A 17,189-nucleotide genomic window follows, 5' to 3' on the forward strand; every position below is an offset into this window, starting at 1 on the left:
AGATTAATGTAAACTTGCTATATGAGATAATATAGCTGTCTTATTTATACTGTTTGAATTACATTATTTGTTCGATCGATATCCCTAATATATGGAAATATAATTTTATTAAGATAAATTTACCCAAACTGTTTTCACTTCAGTATAATTATCCAAAGCGTATGACCCCATTTCACGGCCAAACCCTGACTTTTTATATCCACCAAATGGAGATGCAGGATTTGTTGCATTGTAGCAATTAATCCAAACTGAACCGGCTTTTAATTTGTTTGCAAGTCGATGTGCTTTTGTTAAGTTCTCAGTCCAAATACCAGCTCCTAAGCCGAATTCTGAATCATTAGCTCGATGAATTATCTCTTCTTCAGAATTAAATTTAGACACTACCATAACCGGACCAAAAATTTCTTCTCTAGAAATTCTCATAGAATCATTAACATCTACAAAAATTGTAGGTTCAACGAAGCATCCTTGCTCTGATGCTTTACCTCCATATAAGATTTTCGCTCCCTCTTCTTGTCCAATTTTAATATAATTTACTACACGCTCTTTTTGTTCTAGTGAAACTAAAGATCCCATCGTCGTATTGTGAGATAATCCACTACCTAGTTTCACCTTTTCGGCACGTTCAGTTAATTTCGCAATAAAAATGTCATAAATATCTTCATGCACGTAAACTCTGGAACCTGCACTACATACTTCACCTTGGTTATACATTATGCCTGCAAATACTCCATCAGCTGCTTTCTCTAAATTTGCATCAGATAGGACAATATTCGGAGACTTACCTCCTAATTCTAATGTTACTCGCTTCATTGTATTTGCGGCTTCTTTCATAATAATTTGACCTACAGCAGTAGAACCTGTGAATGCGATTTTATTGACTAATGGATGCTTAACCAATGCATCTCCTGTAGTTTCACCGTGACCAGAAATAATATTTACTACACCCTTAGGGATTCCTGCTAATTCTACTAATCTAGCTAAATATAATACAGAAAGGGGTGTCTGTTCTGCTGATTTAAGGACAACTGTACAGCCTGTAGCTAATGCTGGAGCAATTTTCCAAGATGCCATCATTAAAGGGAAGTTCCATGGAATAATTTGACCAACTACACCAACTGGTTCATGACGTGTATAGTTTAAAAAGTTATCGCCGATCGGAATGGTTTGACCCATATTTTTAGTCGCCCAACCAGCAAAATATTTAAATTGGCCTACAGCATTTGGAATATCGTTTTCGAATAGTTCCGTAATAGGTTTCCCATTGTCTAAGCTATCAATTTCTGCTAGCTCTTGTTTATGCTCATCAATGAGTTCGCCTAATTTATAAATTAGACTTCCTCTTTCAGCTGGAGTCATAGTAGACCACGGACCATTCTCAAATGCTTCCTTAGCTGCTAAGACCGCTTTATTCACATCTTCCACACTTGCCTCATGAACCTTTGCTAATACTTCATTATTAGCTGGATTGAATGTCTCAAAAGTAACATTATTTGAAGAAGGTACAAATTCACCATTAATATACAGATACGCATCGTTCTCTAAAAATTCAGACACTTTTTGACAAATCTCAATTGTTTTATTCATAATCACACTCTCCTTTTTTGATTTATAGAGCTTTCGATAAAATAGTATAAATATCTTTTCTCGTTGCATTTCTAGGATTTGCATTCATATATAATTCATCGTTGAATGCAATATCAGTTAAGACATCAATGCTTGATTTATCAATCCCAATATCATTTAATTTCGCTGGAATCCCAACCTCTAATGTTAGTTCTTTAACACGTTTTACCCCAGCCTTAGCTGCATCCTCGACTGACATTCCCCAAGTATTTACACGTAAAGCTTGAGCAATATCTGCAAATTTCTTTGGATTAGAAATCCAGTTATATTCCAATACATACGGTAATAAAATTGCATTTACGATTCCATGAGGTGCATCAAATTGTGCACCGATAGCATGTGAAATTCCATGCACTAAGCCTAAGCCACCATTTGACATACCGATACCAGTTGAAGCGCTTGCTTGTACCATTTTATTCATAGCTGAAACATTAGTAGTATCGGCCACTGCTTCTAATATAGCTTCTCCAATTACTTTTACTGCATGAAGGTTAAGAGCATCAGTCAAAATAGACCCATTTCTAGAAACATACCCCTCAATAGCATGAGTAAGTGCGTCCATTCCTGTCGTTGAAACTAGCGAACTAGGCATTCCTAATAATAAATCGCCATCTAAAATAGCTGCTTTAGGGAATAGTGCCTCTCCAAATACCAATTTCTTTGTTTTCAATTCTTTATCATCTTCAGTAATTACAGCTGCATGACCACCTTCACTTCCTGTTCCAACTGTAGTTGGGATAGCGAAAACTGGTAACGGTTGATTTTGATAAAGGTCAAAGCCAAAGTAATCAGAAATTGATCCTCCATTTGTAAAAAGTACAGCTAATGCTTTGGCTGTATCAATAACACTTCCTCCACCTACTGCAACAATTTTCTTAATCCCTTTATCTTTATATAATTCATAGATTGCATTAGTAGCTGTAACACTAGGATTCGGTTTGACGTCATTAAAAATATGCTTTTCTGTTGAGACGCCTTCCAATGAATTAATAACTTTGTTTAAAATACCAGAAGCCTCAATTCCTTTATCAGTAACTACTAAAATATTACCGTCTTCAAACTTTTCAACAGTAGTTGAGAGAAACTTCAAACTCCCCGATCCTGTGTACACCGTCGTTTTTGACATAAATTCAGTATTATTTAATTCACCCATTTTATAGTCCTCCTTAGATTTAATAAATGTCCTGGAAATTTTTTGCTAGATTAACATAGTAATTGATTGATTTAATTAAACTCTCAATTTCAATATTTTCATTTGGCTGGTGGGCTAGTTTTTCATCCCCAGCACCATAAATTATTATTGGACAATCCAATGATTTTCCGAAGATAGATGCGTCTGTATAGTAATTGACACCAATATTTTCAATTTCTTTTGAGTTTAAATCCTTATTCAATTTTTGTGCATATTGTATGAATTTGTCTTTGCTATCATTTAAGAGAGGTCTTAAATTTTGTAAAACACTAATACTAGCTACAAAAGATGGATCGTTCGACTTTAGTTTTCTAATCACTTCTTCAATACTTTTTATCACTAACTCATTTGTCTCAGCCGTTACTGTTCTAATATCAACTGCGACTGTGCATTTATCAGGAATAACATTTGTTGCAACCCCACCGTCAATCCTATTAACACTCATTGTAGTACTTCCTAATAGCTCATCTTTTAAAGGGAATGCTAAGTTATTTAGTTCTTCTAAAATCTTTAACATATTCGAAATAGCATTAATTCCTTGTTTAGGCATTGAGCCATGTGCTGTTTTACCAAAGGTACTAATTTCAAGCCAAAGCACACCCTTATGTCCAATAAATACTTCCAAACTAGTAGGTTCCGCAATAACTATGGCACCAGGATTTTCTATAACTCCATTATCCATTAGGGTCCGTGCACCTAAACAATCTACTTCCTCACCTGCAGTTCCTAAAAATATGATGTCATGTTCTAATACGGTTCCAGATTCTTTAAGAATTAGCATAGCCTCTATGAGTGCTGCTACCCCACCTTTCATATCGCAAGTACCTCGTCCATAAATTAAGCCATTTTCTACCCTTGCTTCGAATGGATCATAATCCCATTCATCTTCCCCAATCGGTACAGTATCTAAATGACCGCTGAAGTAAAGCTTCTTCGCATTCTTATTTTTACCTCGTAAGTAAATGACTATAGTAGATCGATTTTCTAATGACTCTATAATTTTTGTTTCTAAACCAAAATCTTTTACAAATACATCTAAAAGTGAGGCAAGTTCCTTCTCATTACCAGGAGGATTTACAGTATTAATTTGTACTAAACATCTTAATAAATTCACTACTCTTTCTTTATTTACAATCTCCATATCTACAACTTCTTCATTTATAATTTTCAATCCCTCCATAACAGAAAATTCTTTATATTCTGACTTATTTGCAATTATATAGCTTCATTTGTTGTATAATTATCTAAATTAAGATTGAAATTATTGTACTTTTGAATAAAAAGGGGAGGATTTTATGAATTGTAAGGAATTGCTTGCTCTCGGTTGTTTTGAAAATACGGAAGTTATCACAGTTTGTCCACTAGCACAAAAAATTAAAAACGTAACATTTATCGATGCTCCTGACGGCGATAAGTGGTTAAGTTCAGGCGATTTTGTACTTACTACAGGTTTTTTCGTAAATTCTAATCAAATGCAATCTTGGGAAAGTGATTTATTGGCATTTATAAAAGTATTAATTGAAAGAAAATGCTTTGGATTAGGTATTAAAATTGGAAGACATATTCCTTATATCCCAAGTGAATTAATAGAATATTGTAATAAAAAAGGCTTTCTTATTATTTCATTAAATAATGAATATCCCTGGACTGAATATTTAGGAGAAATTACAAACACTATTAATAAATTTAGAAATCAAGAAATAGAAGCATTAAACAACGTCTATAATAAATTTCATACTTATTTGAAAGAAAGAAAAAAAATAGACAGTCTAGCAGAAATTTTATATAAAATTATAGGAATTCCTTTAACAATTTATCTTAAAGGTTTGAATATCCGTATAGATTATCCTGAGAAATTTGAACATGATTTAGAATTGGATTATCTTATAACAACTGTCTTTAGTGGAATCGGCAATGAAATAGAAGAAGTCCGCTATAAAAATATTAATTTTACAATCAAATGGATTAATGAAAAAAACACTTTAGAGGGAGGAATTTTTATTTGGGGGTTATTAAATGAGGAGTCAGCAGAAGCCCCTGTTGCAATCGAACACGCAGCGCTAATAGCTAATTTACATGTAGAGCAACAAAATATTATAAAATCTATTGAACAACGCCAAATGAATGAATTTTTGTTGGATTTGATCAATGATAACTATCAAACTAAAGAGCTATTAAATAAAAAGTTGATTGATTTAGATATAACTTTACATGATCAGTATATTTTAGCACTTGTTCAAATCCAGCCTATAAATAACGCGATTACGTTGCCTTCCTATCATGAAATTCTAAGTTTCTTTAATTGGTCTAACCTATGTAAAGAAAATAATATATTAACCGGCCTAGATTTAAATAGCAAAATAATTATTTTATTACCCATAAATAACTATAGGTCCCTGTTAAATCATTTGGTATATGATATAAGTAAACATTTTCCAAAAATACGATTTTCAGTAGGTGTAAGTAGAAAATATAATTTTAATTCTTTGAAGGAATGTTATAGAGAAGCAAGGATTGCATTAAACACGATAGTCAAACAATCCGCTAACGTACAAGACTCTAGACTAATTATTGTTGAATTTTCCAACCTATATTTAGAAAGGGTTTTATACTCAGAAAACTCAGATTTAGAAATGAGATATATTTATATGGAAACACTTGATCCAATAATACAGTATGATAAAAAAAATAAATCTAACTTTCTCGATACCTTGGAACATTTTATAAAAAGTAATATGAATATAGAAGTTACAGCTCAACAATTATATTTACATAAAAACACAATTAGATATCGTATGAAGTTAATTTCAGAGTTAATGAATATAGACTTCAATAACTTAAATACAATTATGTTGTTAAAAATCGCTTTTAATTATTTACATTTGATGAAAGAATAATTTTATTTCTCCAATTTAGTAGGATTGATTCCTAAACACTCGCCATCACGTAATTTTTCCCCTCTCTAATTTAACCTTTCTCTTGTCACTAAGTAGCCCACCATGATGAAATGAAAAAACTTTCATCATACGGGCTCGTATATCCCAGGCATAAACTTCTCCAAAAAAGGCATCCCGTGATTGCCGGCAGATCGTCGACAAGAGCACTCGAAGAACTGTCCAGCACCGTAATTCGCCGAAGACAACCGTTCTGGCACATTACTCACACGTCATGCCCTATGAAAATTAAAGAGAATTCTTTTTCCGCTTAATCATCATGATTGCAGTTGGTGCTTTTCTCATTAGCAGCCCAATCGACTGGATTATTTTAGAAATTTTAACAATTTTTTTCGCTAAAATTCCATGTATATTTGACCAACTCGCATTTTGGGGAATAATTGCTTTAGCTGTTGTTGGCGTAGTCACTGCCATTGCACTACTGGGCTTTATTTTACCGATTGTAATTTCCTTATTACCTTTTTCATCCTTATTTTTTTAGCTGTATCTTTATATCGATTCTTCAATTATTCATACAACTTCAAATAAAATAACGTTCACAAATGAAAGCTTTGGTTTTTATAGCGGAATATTGTCTATGCAGCCTTTTATGCAATTTCTTTAACAGTCAGTAACAGTAACGGTTGGATAGTTTTTGGGGCATTGTAGAAGCCCTCTCTTTCACTCTAACTCTCCGTATAATATTTTCGTAAACTCTCCTGAAACATTTCTTCAAGTTGCCCTTCTTTAATTCCCAAAAGATACGCTTCTATCAATATTTGTTCTACACTCATAGAAAGTTGTTGAAGTGAAATAGTCTTTGCCTTGCTAGAATCTACACTAACGACTGCTCTAGAATGAGGTTTAATGGTAATAATACCCTTTTTCTGAAGCTCTTTGTAGCTTTTATGAACTGTATGCAGATTAAGGTTGGTTTGTGCCGCTAGCTGACGAATAGAAGGCAAATGGTCTCCCTTTTTTAAAATTCCTGTCGTTATGGATAAAAGCAGCTGCTGTGTGAGTTGCTGATAATAGGGAATTTTGCTTTTACGATTTACTTTTACATTCATTTGCCGAGGATTTCCTTCATATTAAAATTTCTTTTTAGCAATAAAATGATGCATGATAACCACCATGAATAGTACAAGTATTATTGTGACAACAAAATTAAAGCCATACCATGTTGCTACGTCACCTGTCATTAATATCGTAGTCGCATACAAGCTATTACTAGCTGGATTAATAACATCTAAAATTGGATGTAAGCCAGCACAAAAACGACAAATGAATAAAACACCAATACTGATTAAAGCAATAAATGGTGAACTGTTAAAAAAGGTACTGATCATGGCAACAAATGTAATAACAAACAACAGCCAAATACAATAAAATGCTAAAGCTATTAATGCACGCGTTATCGGTACAGAGGTAAATAAATAAGATGTATAGCCAAAGGACATTGCATAGCCAATCGTAATACATAAAACAGCTAAAACATAATGAGTAAGGATTTTACTACCCAGGTAGGAGGAGATAGATACAGGCCTTGTGAGAATGAATGCCATCATTCCATTGGCTTTTTCTCCTTGAATAATACCCATCGTTGCAATGGTAAGTATGATTATACCTAATTGATCAAATTGCGAATTAAGGGTTGAGGCAAGCACTTCTTGTCCCTCTGGCTTTGTCAATGTTGGATCAATCATAATCCCTTCAATACCACCCATTGATTGTAAAATAGCAGGCAAGAAATACATCATGATTGGCTGAGTTAGACCTAGTAGAATATATACAATGGGTAGCCAAATGACCTTATACTCCTTTGTCATTTGATTCATTTCTTTTTTACTTAATGCTATAAATGTATTCACTCCCGCTACACCACCAATTCTAAAAATATTTCTTCTAAGCTTTCTTGAACGCCAAGATTAAACTTTGTAAATATCACGTTAGAATCCAATCCGTACTGTAGTAATCGATGGGCATCCGCTTCCAACTGATTGACATATACTTTAAAGCCATCACCACAACCTTCGATTTTCTTTACATACGGTAACTGTTCAATCGTTTTTAGCCACTTAACATCTTTCTTTTGAATCATTATAAAGATAGCTGAGTCTTGATAGCGATTCAGTAACTCTAATTTTGTCGCATCTTCTATTTTGTAACCATTTTTAATGACCACAAAGCGCTCACAAACCTCCTCCGCATCGCCTAATATATGTGTAGAGAGTAATATGGTCGTTTCTTTTTTGATGTGTTTTAATAAATTCAACACCTCACGTCTACCAATTGGATCTAGTGCTGATACCGGTTCATCCATAATTATTAAAGCTGGCTTGTGTAATAAAGCTTGTGCGATGCCAAGACGCTGTTTCATACCTCCAGAAAATGTTCCGACATGAACATGCGCTTCTTTCCCTAAGCCCACCTTTTCTAAAAGAATTGGAATGTCCTTTTGTAATTGTTTTTTTGATATGCCAGAAAGTGTCCCCATAAAGGATAGCGTTTCAAATGCTGTCATCCACGAGAAGAAATTAGGATACTGTGGTAAATAACCAATTTGATTTTTCATCTTTGAAATTTTTTGTCCATCAAGCACGATGTCCCCTTCATCTGCATAAAGAATGTCAGCAATGATTTGAATTAATGTGGATTTCCCTGCTCCATTTGGTCCAATAAGCCCTACACATTCATTCGTATCTATAATTAATGAAAAATTATTCACAGCCGTTTTATATTTAAATTTTTTTGTAATATTATTAATTTCTAAGCGCATGTTTATTTACATCCTTTCTACCTATTACAAAATATAGAACCGAACCAATTGTATTGAAGAACAAAATAATAATTGCCCACATTAGTATATTTTCTCTCGTTTCTCGGTGCCGATATAGATCGACAAGTGCAACAACGATAAGTAAAAAACCTACGAATAAAAAAGGTAAAAGGATTGGTAGTATGCTTGCCCAATCCATTTGACCTAAGTCTTCAAAACCATAGTGTAATTTCATAAATTTATAGCCCCTTTCGTTATCATTATCAATAATGATAACAGAAGCGTAAAAAAATTACATTACTTTTTACTGTACACCCCCAAAAAAAACCTATAATATATTTTTTGATAATGTTCTCAATTTGAGAACATTCGAATGCTTTCCTTGATACCATCTCATTCATTTATTAGGAGGATCGGTTTATGCGCAATAAAGCAGAGGTATTAATGCACCCTGTGAGAATGAAAATTTTACAAGCTCTAATGCACAATAAAGAAGAAGGCTTAAGCACTTTGGAGATGATTTCAGTCATTAAGGATGTACCGCAAGCTACTTTATATCGACATATCCAAATTTTAGTGGACGAAAACGTCATAAAAATTGTGAAGGAGCGAAAAGTACGTTCTGTTACAGAGAAGTTCTATGCATTAAATGAAGGGGCAGCAAAACTTAGTAAGGAGGAGTGGACACAGCTCAAAACCAAGCAAAAATTAAATTACATTTCCTACTATCAATTAGCGCTACTATCTCAATATCAAAATTATTTACATTCACTTGATGAAAAAGAAAGTACCGCAGATTTAGCTACTTTTTCTTTTATTGACTTGACGTTATCAGTTGATCAATTCAAGAATTTTGATGATGAATTAAACGCTTTATTAACTAAATACTATAATATGGCCGACTCAAGTAAAGGTTCGGAGACTAAAACAATTGCTATAAATATTATTCCAAAACCTTAAGTAATATTTTACGTAAAGAAATGGAGAAGATTTATGAAAAAAGGAAAGTCACTAGAAAACACACGAAAATTCATTATGATTATTATTGGGGCAGTTATTGCTGCTTACGGGCTAGAGGCTGTATTGATTCCAAATGCTGTTATTGATGGTGGTGTAACAGGTCTCAGTATTATGGGAGCTCACCTATTTGAAATTCCATTAGGCTTACTGCTCTTTGTACTAAATATCCCATTCGTCTATATCGGTTATAAGCAGGTTGGAAAAACCTTTGCCTTAATGAGTAGTGCTGGTATCGCAGCATTATCCATTTCCACGGTTCTTTTACATGATGTCAAAACCATTTTAGGCCCGAATGATCCCTTACTAATTGTCTTATCTGGTGGTATGCTGCTTGGTGTAGGTATTGGGATTGTCTTACGTAACGGTGGCGCTTTAGATGGTTCGGAGGTTTTAGCCGTATTACTATCACGTAAAATTCCATTTTCAGTCGGCGATATTATCTTATTTATCAACGCCTTTATTTTCTTAGGGGCAAGCTTTATCTTTGGCTTAGAGAGCGCTTTATACTCAGCGTTAACATATTATATTGCGAAAAATGTTATCGATATTATCCAGGTTGGTTTAGAGAAATCAAAAGAAGTCCGTGTAGTTAGTGCAAAATCTGAGGAGATTGGGGACGCAATCCAAGCTCGTCTCGGACGTGGTGTTACCTATACACATGGACGTGGTGGCTTCTCCAATGAACCAACTGAAATTTTAAACTGTGTCATTAACCGTATGGAAGAAAACAAGTTAGTTTCTATTATTAAAGATATCGATGAAGGTGCCTTTGTTGTGATTTCTGATGTTTCAGAAGTTCGTGGCGGTAACTTTAAGAAAAGAGATATCCATTAAAGTAAAAGTAAGTAAGACGCAACCATGTCTTACTTACTTTTTTCATTTTAAGAGAAACTATTCATACTCGTACTTTACTTCACCTCATAAACTCAACGCCCCTATGATTACGACTATTGCAGCACCAACTAATGAATATGGATAGCTATTGGTTTCAAGGCTTTATCCCCTACATTTACGATTCTATCCGTCACTTTCAAGGCTTTATCCACCATTTTGGATGTCTTATCCATCCCATTGAACGCCAATTAAAAAGCTATTCAGTAGTTTTCACGCTACTGAACAGCTCCATTTTAGGAAATAACAGTTTCCGCTATATTGGATGCATGATCTCCGATTCTTTCCAAATTACTGACTATATCTGCAAATACAATGCCTGCTGAACCTGAGCATACGCCTTCATTTAATCGCTTAATATGCAATTTACGTAAACGTCTCTCCATATTATCTATTTCATTTTCTTTTTCAACCACTTGCTGTGCTAAAGATCGATCTTGTTTGTCGAGAGATTCGATAGCCATTTTTACAGTCGCTAATGTAAAAATGAACATATCTTCTAACTCTTTCAGCGCTTGATCGCTTAAGCGGACGCGATTACTATCTTTGTATTGTAGAAGCTCGATAATATTTTCTACATGGTCACCAATTCGCTCGATATCACGAATATTGTCAAACAAAGCATGATGCAGCTGAGAATCATGGTTCGATAGAGATTGCTTTGATAGCTCTATTAAATATTCTGTAGATTGACGATCTAAGTTATTGATAGCTTCTTCCAATTGTTCGACCTTGCCTACCAATTTTGTGTCAGCTGTTTTTAAAATCGTTAACGTTTCTTCTAATCCTAGAATACTATATTCCCCCATACGCACGACTTCCATTTTTGCTTGGCCTAGTGCAATTGAAGGTGACTTAACAATTAAATTTTTATCCAAAAATTTTGGTTTATATTCGATGACTGAATCTTCACCAGGAATTAATTTTGTTACGACATATGCCCAAACGCCAATAAACGGCAGTTGAACGAGCGTATTAATGACATTAAAAGTTCCATGAGCAAAGGCTATTTGCATTTTTGGTTCTAAATTAAGCAACCCAGCAATCCATTCTACGTAGTTCGTAAATAAGCCAAGTATCAGCATAAAGATAATCGTACCCACTACGTTAAATAGTAAATGAGTGGCAGCAGCTCTTTTTGCTGCTATAGAAGCACCTAAGGCAGCTAAGATAGCAGTAATGGTTGTTCCAATATTATCACCAAACAAAACAGGTAATGCTCCGTGTAAAGAAATTAAATCTTCAGCATAAAGTCCTTGTAAAATACCAACTGTAGCAGAGGAAGATTGAACAATTAAAGTGAATATTGTACCTACTAATACACCTAAAATCGGTACATCGGACATTTGGATAGTCAAATCTATAAATGGCTGCCAATCTCGAAGAGGCTTCATCCCACCACTCATGAGCTCTAAACCAATAAATAAACCAGCAAACCCGAAAAGTACTTGTCCAATATTTTGAATGATACTTTTCTTAAAGAAAAATAAGCAAATGGCACCCACTGCCATAATGGGATATGCATATGCACCTACGTCAATCCCTATTATAAAGGCAGTAATAGTTGTACCAATATTGGCACCCATAATAACGCCGATTGCTTGGCGCAATTTCATAAGTCCAGCACTTACTAGTCCTACTGTAATAACAGTGGTTCCTGAACTGGACTGTATAAGAACCGTAACAATAATACCCACTAGTACACCCATTAATGGGTTTGTAGTAAATTTATCTAAAATATCTCGTAGACGGTCACCAGCAGCCTTCTGTAAACCATCTCCCATAAATTTAATAGCAAAAAGAAATAAGCCTAACCCTCCAAGAAATTGGAAAATCATCTCCTGTATATTGATATCCAATCTATTCAACCCTTTCCTTGTTGTCAGACTTTATTATTAATAGTTTTAAGCTTTCTGTACATATCATTTACAATGGATTAAATAAATGTTTACACTGCCTTTACAATTAGTCCAAAAAACGGACATAATCAAACAAAATTCAACAAAAAGTAAACAAAAAAACATGAGAAAATCTCTGTTAAGATTTCCACATGTTTTCTTTTGACGACTGAGGAATTTTCCTTTAGGCTTAAAATAGACATAGAAGGGGGCTTTTTATGGATATTTTTATTGCCAGTAACCGTCAACTACCCATCCGTTATTATGTACAAGAAGCTGTTTGGATTCGCCGCGGTGGTAGTACCAAGCTTCCTGATTTAACATTGCCATTTTTCGTTGAAGTGGAAATTAACAGTCACTACAACCTTTCAATCATTAGAGATTATATTACTGATTTTCAAAAGCAATACAAACAGACAGAAATTCAAATATTAATTAAAAACACTGCTTTCTTAGCTGCCATGCAGGATATGCTTGCCAGCCATGAACAACCACATCATGCTATAACCATTTATCCACTTTGGACAAATTAGTTACGCCGTAAAGGGCAGTGAGAAATTAAATTTTTCAATTGCTCAGATCTAGAAAAGGCTATCTTCAACTATTCGTCATACTGTTCTTTTGTCTCATATTTCTCTTCTCTTAATAAACGCAAGTATCTCATAATAGACGTCAGAGATGTTCTTAGGTCATGAGAAACGTTTGTAATGAGGTCATTCTTTTGCTGCTCAATTTTTCTTTCCATGACAATGCTGGTCATAATTTCTTCTGACATTTGATTAATGTTACGGGTTAATAACGCAATTTCATCCTGGCCTGGACGCTTCATGACCGTGTATGCAATGATCTCGCCATTACATAAATCAAAGACGGGTGATAAATAACGTTTCTCACCAAATAGATGGAACTCTGTCACGTCTGTTACCCATTTCTCGTTCATTTTTTTCGCTGTAAAATCTCGTTGTAATATGTTTGGGGCAATTTTTCCAACGTTACCTTTATACGAACGATATTTCTTCATGCGGACTTCACACTTTATGCCAATGGCATTCAGATAGATGGACTGAATTGCGACTTTCACATCAGCGTATTTATCATGACGATTCAAACGCTTCTCTCAGTAATAATATGTACTACATGGAATATCAGCAACTTTGTTTAATTCCACTACTTCATAGATTTCCTTTAGTTCATTAATTACTTGCGCTTTGATTTGATTGGTAATTTTTCTTGCATTTGAACTAAAGTATTCAACTTTTTTAAGTACGCATTCTCCATTTCTAATTGTTTAATTCGTGCTTCTAACGCCTCAACAGATCCTTCAGCTGGTGTTGATTTCGTTGTTCTTTTTGTCTCTTTTTTCATAGATGGATGCCCCTTTTTCTTAGAAACAAGGGCATCATAACCACCAACTTCAAACTTCAACTTCCAATTCCGAATCATGCCAGAAGATGAAATATTGAATAGTGCTGCTGTGTCTCTCGAAGATGTACCTGTCTCGTTCATATAATTAAGTACATTCATTTTATAGTCAGCTGAATAGTTTGTATAGGACTTTAAGAAAGTCTCTACGCCATTTTTTTGATAACGGCGAACCCATTCGCTGACAACCTGAGCTGTCACACCGATATCTTTCGCAATTTCGATCAAAGGTTCATTTCCATTTAAATATCGTTGAACTGCTGGAATACGTTGTTCAACACTTACTTTTGCCATAAAAAAAACCCCCGTAAAAGTTAGATTGATGTCTAACTTTTACGGGGCAGTTCAATGAGACCCTGTTTTTTAAAAATTTTGTTTAATAGTGATTCATGACATTGTTTAACTATAAATTACATATAAAACCCTTATTGATAGGTCTCTTTTGATAATCCTTTTAATTTTTTCCATCCTGTCATTAAAATTACTAACAGAAAGAGACCGACATCATTGCTAGGCTAGTCTTTAATCATATTAATTATCTTTTGAATTTAGTTTTTAGTTACTAATACTTGATCCGCTTTAACCCATTCTGCACCTAAATTGTACCAACCATCTTTGGCGGCATGTACTTTATAAGTTCCTGGTGCTAATTGACGTTTAAACGCTCCGTTAGGAGTGCTATACGTATTAATAGTAGATGTAACAGTTGCATGGTGATTAGCAATAGTTCCGTAAGCATGGTGAACATAACCAGACCCTACATTATAGAATAGAGTTCCATCAGCTGCATACTCTCTTTGACCATACACTTTGTATTTTCCACCAGCTTCAAGTTGACCGATAATTTCATAGCCAACATTTTTGAACACATTTGCCTTCTGAGTAATTGTAATCGTTGCCCAAGTTCCATCATACGTATGGTAGCTAACTGTTGGCTTGTCCCCGTTTAAATAAGGCATAGGATCTACCGCCTCTGATTGAGACACTCGTGCTTTTTCATATATTTCAAAGTGCACGTGTTGACCAGTTGAACTCCCACTGTTCCCCATAACACCAATTTTATCACCTTGATTGACAGTTTGACCAACAGAGACACTAATAGATTGTAAATGAGCATAAAGTGTATCATATGTTTTCCCATCAATACTGTGTCGAACTATTACATAGTTTCCATAACCGCCATTACATGTATTACCGATAGAGCCATTATTTGAACAACCACCAACGGCTTTGTTAATCACACCCGCAGAGGAAGCATGTACTGGTACATTGGAGCTACTATTTGCAATATCAACTCCATAATGCATTGAACCACTTCTCATGCCATAAAGGCTTGTATAAATACCTTCAGCTGGTTTTATAAATACCTGTTTCATCAAACATTCTCCTTTTTTGAACTTCCTATATTTTAGTAGTATTAGATTGAATAATATATTGATATTTTTTTAGTAATAATTAAGCAATACCAAAGATAAATACTAAAAATAATATCGATTTAATAGAAAAAGCCCATTACCAATTAAGCTAATGGGCTTAAATTTTTAAATAAATTCTTTCGTCAATAACTTAGTGATTCTTTCTAAACTTGTTTTAAAGTGTTGTTATTCCACTGTTCATTGCTCCTGCTAAGCCTTGAAGGATACGGGATGCACCAGCTTCTGCTTTACCACCAGTATTAGTTGAAACAATGTTATACGGAAGTGCTGCTGAACCTGCTTTGTTTGCAATTGCAGAAGTTAATTTACCAGATGTTACTAGAGTGTGACCACCATACCAAGCTGCTGTATATAGATAAGCTGTTACTGAAGCTGGATCACTGTTATGTGCTACTAAAGTATTGAAATTTTCATTTGAGGTTTTAATCTGCACTGATGTTGGTGTATTTACTGAAGCAAAGTGTTGATAAGCCGCTAAAGCATAACCAGACGTTGGAACAGTGGTTGAATCTGTAGCGTCCGGACTACCAGCCTTAAAGTTTGGAAGTCCAATCTCATAAGAACGACCTTCGTTTATAATTTGAGTATTGTAGTAGTTCATAATTTCTGCTGCTGTTTGTTGACAAACGTGAGAACTTAAAGCTATTGCATTTTTGAATTGAGGTATTTTTGTAGTGTCACCTAATTCTGCAATTCGATAAGCACGAGCCGCAAGGTTAAGACCCCAGATAACGAATGAGTTGTAGCCAGATGATGGGAAATACCCTCGTATTTGGTCGATATCACTTACTGTACCATTATCACCCGCACGGCCTGCCCCGATATTTACACAAAGTTCAGTTAAACCGTTGTTTCCACGAGAATTACCGTATGATTCACGTAGACGCGTACACATTTGTGTGAACCAAGCGCTCAAGTCAGAATAGATTGCATTACCAGCACCGTTAATAGCAGCATTAATAAAGTGAACTGCACCTAAACCAAGAGTTACACCATTAAGTCCAGTTTTAGCATGTTTAGTACCAACTAATGACCCAGTACTAACTGTTAAACCATTTCCATTTGCTAGACGTACATTTTTATAGCTATTTAGACCAGTAAAAGTAGTGTAGGACTTACTAACGTAACCAGTAAGTGCTGAACGTAATTCTGTTTGAGTTACTGGACGAGATGAATCAGCTTGTGTATACGAAGCCATATCAGCATCTTTTGCAAGAGCTAACGCTGCATAAGCACCTAAAGCTAAAATTGGATTTTCTGGACCTTCCTGAGATGGATTGGCTGGGTTAATGAATGATTTGTAGTTGATTAAAATACGGTGAATACGAGTTAAGATTTGACCACGAACTGTCGCAGAAGATGCGTTAGAGTAAAGAGATGTCAAGAATAGTAATTGACTGCCAGCACGTTGACGTTTGACTGGTACTGATTTATCAGTTGTACCAAAAATATCATGGAAGTTAGTTTTAGAGCCTGAATCTGCTGCCAAACGTACTGCACCATCTCCCATAATATTAGTAAAGATTTTTTCTGCTTCTGTTTTGACTGTAAATGCCAAAGTTATCATCCCCTTATGTTTTAATAAAAAGCTCCCTTTTAAGAACGTTTGTTCTTGTTTTATTATAGAACAAACGTTCTTATTTTACAAGGTAATTTATACATTTAAAGTTAAATAAAAGAAAAAATACGATTGCAGCAACTTGTATATAAGAATTTCATAATAAAAAACAAAAACCTAGGCTCAAAATTTGAGACCCAGTCTTTTTAAATTCTTACTAGATAGTTTGATTGTTTTTGAATTGGATCCTTGTAATTCCAATGTTGCAATTTCTTATCCTCATTAAACCATTCACTGTTGTTTTCAACCCAATTATTTCGAAATTCTTCATATGATATACAGTCTCTCATCGAATCCAAATTGGAAACCACAACACCTCATATTTCAAAAATAAGGATTCATACGCCCTTTTGCAATTAAGGTAACAGGCTTCT

Annotated in this window: 14 protein-coding genes and 1 pseudogene; 4 read left to right on the top strand and 11 right to left on the bottom strand. The window is 34.5% G+C overall.

What is annotated here, in order from left to right; translation table 11 throughout:
* Positions 1 to 108: 108 nt before the first annotated feature.
* Genes AC3CH7_RS03780 through AC3CH7_RS03790 form a run of 3 tightly spaced genes read right to left on the bottom strand, consistent with a single transcriptional unit; the run spans position 109 to position 3,998 of the window.
* Positions 109 to 1,587 (bottom strand): aldehyde dehydrogenase family protein, encoded by a 1,479-nt coding sequence (locus AC3CH7_RS03780; RefSeq protein WP_099805110.1) that lies wholly within the window; start codon positions 1,585 to 1,587, stop codon positions 109 to 111.
* A 22-nt stretch (positions 1,588 to 1,609) separates the two neighbouring features.
* Positions 1,610 to 2,779 (bottom strand): iron-containing alcohol dehydrogenase, encoded by a 1,170-nt coding sequence (locus AC3CH7_RS03785; RefSeq protein ID WP_036215068.1) that lies wholly within the window; start codon positions 2,777 to 2,779, stop codon positions 1,610 to 1,612.
* A 19-nt stretch (positions 2,780 to 2,798) separates the two neighbouring features.
* Entirely contained in the window at positions 2,799 to 3,998 is a 1,200-nt protein-coding gene (locus AC3CH7_RS03790; protein ID WP_012293502.1) for a M20 family metallopeptidase, read from the bottom strand.
* A 115-nt stretch (positions 3,999 to 4,113) separates the two neighbouring features.
* Here AC3CH7_RS03790 and AC3CH7_RS03795 point away from each other — a divergent pair, with 115 nt between their 5' ends.
* Complete coding sequence (locus AC3CH7_RS03795; RefSeq protein ID WP_488381586.1) at positions 4,114 to 5,715, top strand: PucR family transcriptional regulator; 1,602 nt, start codon at positions 4,114 to 4,116, stop codon at positions 5,713 to 5,715.
* 722 nt (positions 5,716 to 6,437) lie between these two features.
* Here AC3CH7_RS03795 and AC3CH7_RS03800 read toward each other — a convergent pair.
* Genes AC3CH7_RS03800 through AC3CH7_RS03815 form a run of 4 tightly spaced genes read right to left on the bottom strand, consistent with a single transcriptional unit; the run spans position 6,438 to position 8,765 of the window.
* Positions 6,438 to 6,821 (bottom strand): GntR family transcriptional regulator, encoded by a 384-nt coding sequence (locus AC3CH7_RS03800; protein ID WP_031419187.1) that lies wholly within the window; start codon positions 6,819 to 6,821, stop codon positions 6,438 to 6,440.
* 21 nt (positions 6,822 to 6,842) lie between these two features.
* Positions 6,843 to 7,622 carry an ABC transporter permease gene (locus tag AC3CH7_RS03805; RefSeq protein WP_099805105.1) on the bottom strand — a complete coding sequence of 260 codons (780 nt, stop codon included), beginning with the start codon at positions 7,620 to 7,622 and terminating at the stop codon, positions 6,843 to 6,845.
* Positions 7,623 to 7,627: 5 nt separating this feature from the next.
* Positions 7,628 to 8,530 (bottom strand): ABC transporter ATP-binding protein, encoded by a 903-nt coding sequence (locus AC3CH7_RS03810; protein WP_207889735.1) that lies wholly within the window; start codon positions 8,528 to 8,530, stop codon positions 7,628 to 7,630.
* Entirely contained in the window at positions 8,514 to 8,765 is a 252-nt protein-coding gene (locus AC3CH7_RS03815; protein WP_036161050.1) for a PLD nuclease N-terminal domain-containing protein, read from the bottom strand. Before AC3CH7_RS03815 ends, AC3CH7_RS03810 begins: the two co-directional genes overlap by 17 nt.
* A 185-nt stretch (positions 8,766 to 8,950) precedes the next feature.
* Between AC3CH7_RS03815 and AC3CH7_RS03820 the strand changes: the two genes are divergently transcribed.
* Together AC3CH7_RS03820 and AC3CH7_RS03825 are read left to right on the top strand one after the other, a co-directional pair.
* The gene (locus AC3CH7_RS03820; protein ID WP_012293495.1) at positions 8,951 to 9,490 is read left to right on the top strand and encodes a transcriptional regulator; all 540 of its coding nucleotides are present in this window, start codon (positions 8,951 to 8,953) and stop codon (positions 9,488 to 9,490) included.
* Positions 9,491 to 9,523: 33 nt separating this feature from the next.
* The gene (locus AC3CH7_RS03825) at positions 9,524 to 10,384 is read left to right on the top strand and encodes a YitT family protein (RefSeq protein ID WP_012293494.1); all 861 of its coding nucleotides are present in this window, start codon (positions 9,524 to 9,526) and stop codon (positions 10,382 to 10,384) included.
* Positions 10,385 to 10,677: 293 nt separating this feature from the next.
* On the opposite strand, the gene AC3CH7_RS03830 is transcribed toward AC3CH7_RS03825, so the two are convergent.
* Positions 10,678 to 12,279, bottom strand: coding sequence for a Na/Pi cotransporter family protein (locus tag AC3CH7_RS03830; protein ID WP_012293492.1), 1,602 nt, complete (start codon positions 12,277 to 12,279; stop codon positions 10,678 to 10,680).
* Between the two features lie 278 nt (positions 12,280 to 12,557).
* Here AC3CH7_RS03830 and AC3CH7_RS03835 point away from each other — a divergent pair, with 278 nt between their 5' ends.
* On the top strand, positions 12,558 to 12,872 hold the full coding sequence (locus AC3CH7_RS03835) for a hypothetical protein (protein WP_012293491.1): 315 nt from the start codon (positions 12,558 to 12,560) through the stop codon (positions 12,870 to 12,872).
* Between the two features lie 71 nt (positions 12,873 to 12,943).
* On the opposite strand, the pseudogene AC3CH7_RS03840 reads toward AC3CH7_RS03835, so the two are convergent.
* The 3 genes and pseudogenes from AC3CH7_RS03840 to AC3CH7_RS03850 all read right to left on the bottom strand — a co-directional run.
* Positions 12,944 to 14,055, bottom strand: a pseudogene (locus AC3CH7_RS03840) (transposase); the annotation flags it as partial.
* Positions 14,056 to 14,309: 254 nt separating this feature from the next.
* Positions 14,310 to 15,137, bottom strand: coding sequence for a M23 family metallopeptidase (locus AC3CH7_RS03845; RefSeq protein ID WP_207889733.1), 828 nt, complete (start codon positions 15,135 to 15,137; stop codon positions 14,310 to 14,312).
* Positions 15,138 to 15,351: 214 nt separating this feature from the next.
* Positions 15,352 to 16,764 (bottom strand): hypothetical protein, encoded by a 1,413-nt coding sequence (locus AC3CH7_RS03850; RefSeq protein WP_012293486.1) that lies wholly within the window; start codon positions 16,762 to 16,764, stop codon positions 15,352 to 15,354.
* Positions 16,765 to 17,189 lie beyond the last annotated feature (425 nt).

The sequence above is a fragment of the Lysinibacillus sp. F12 genome (genome assembly GCF_057773605.1).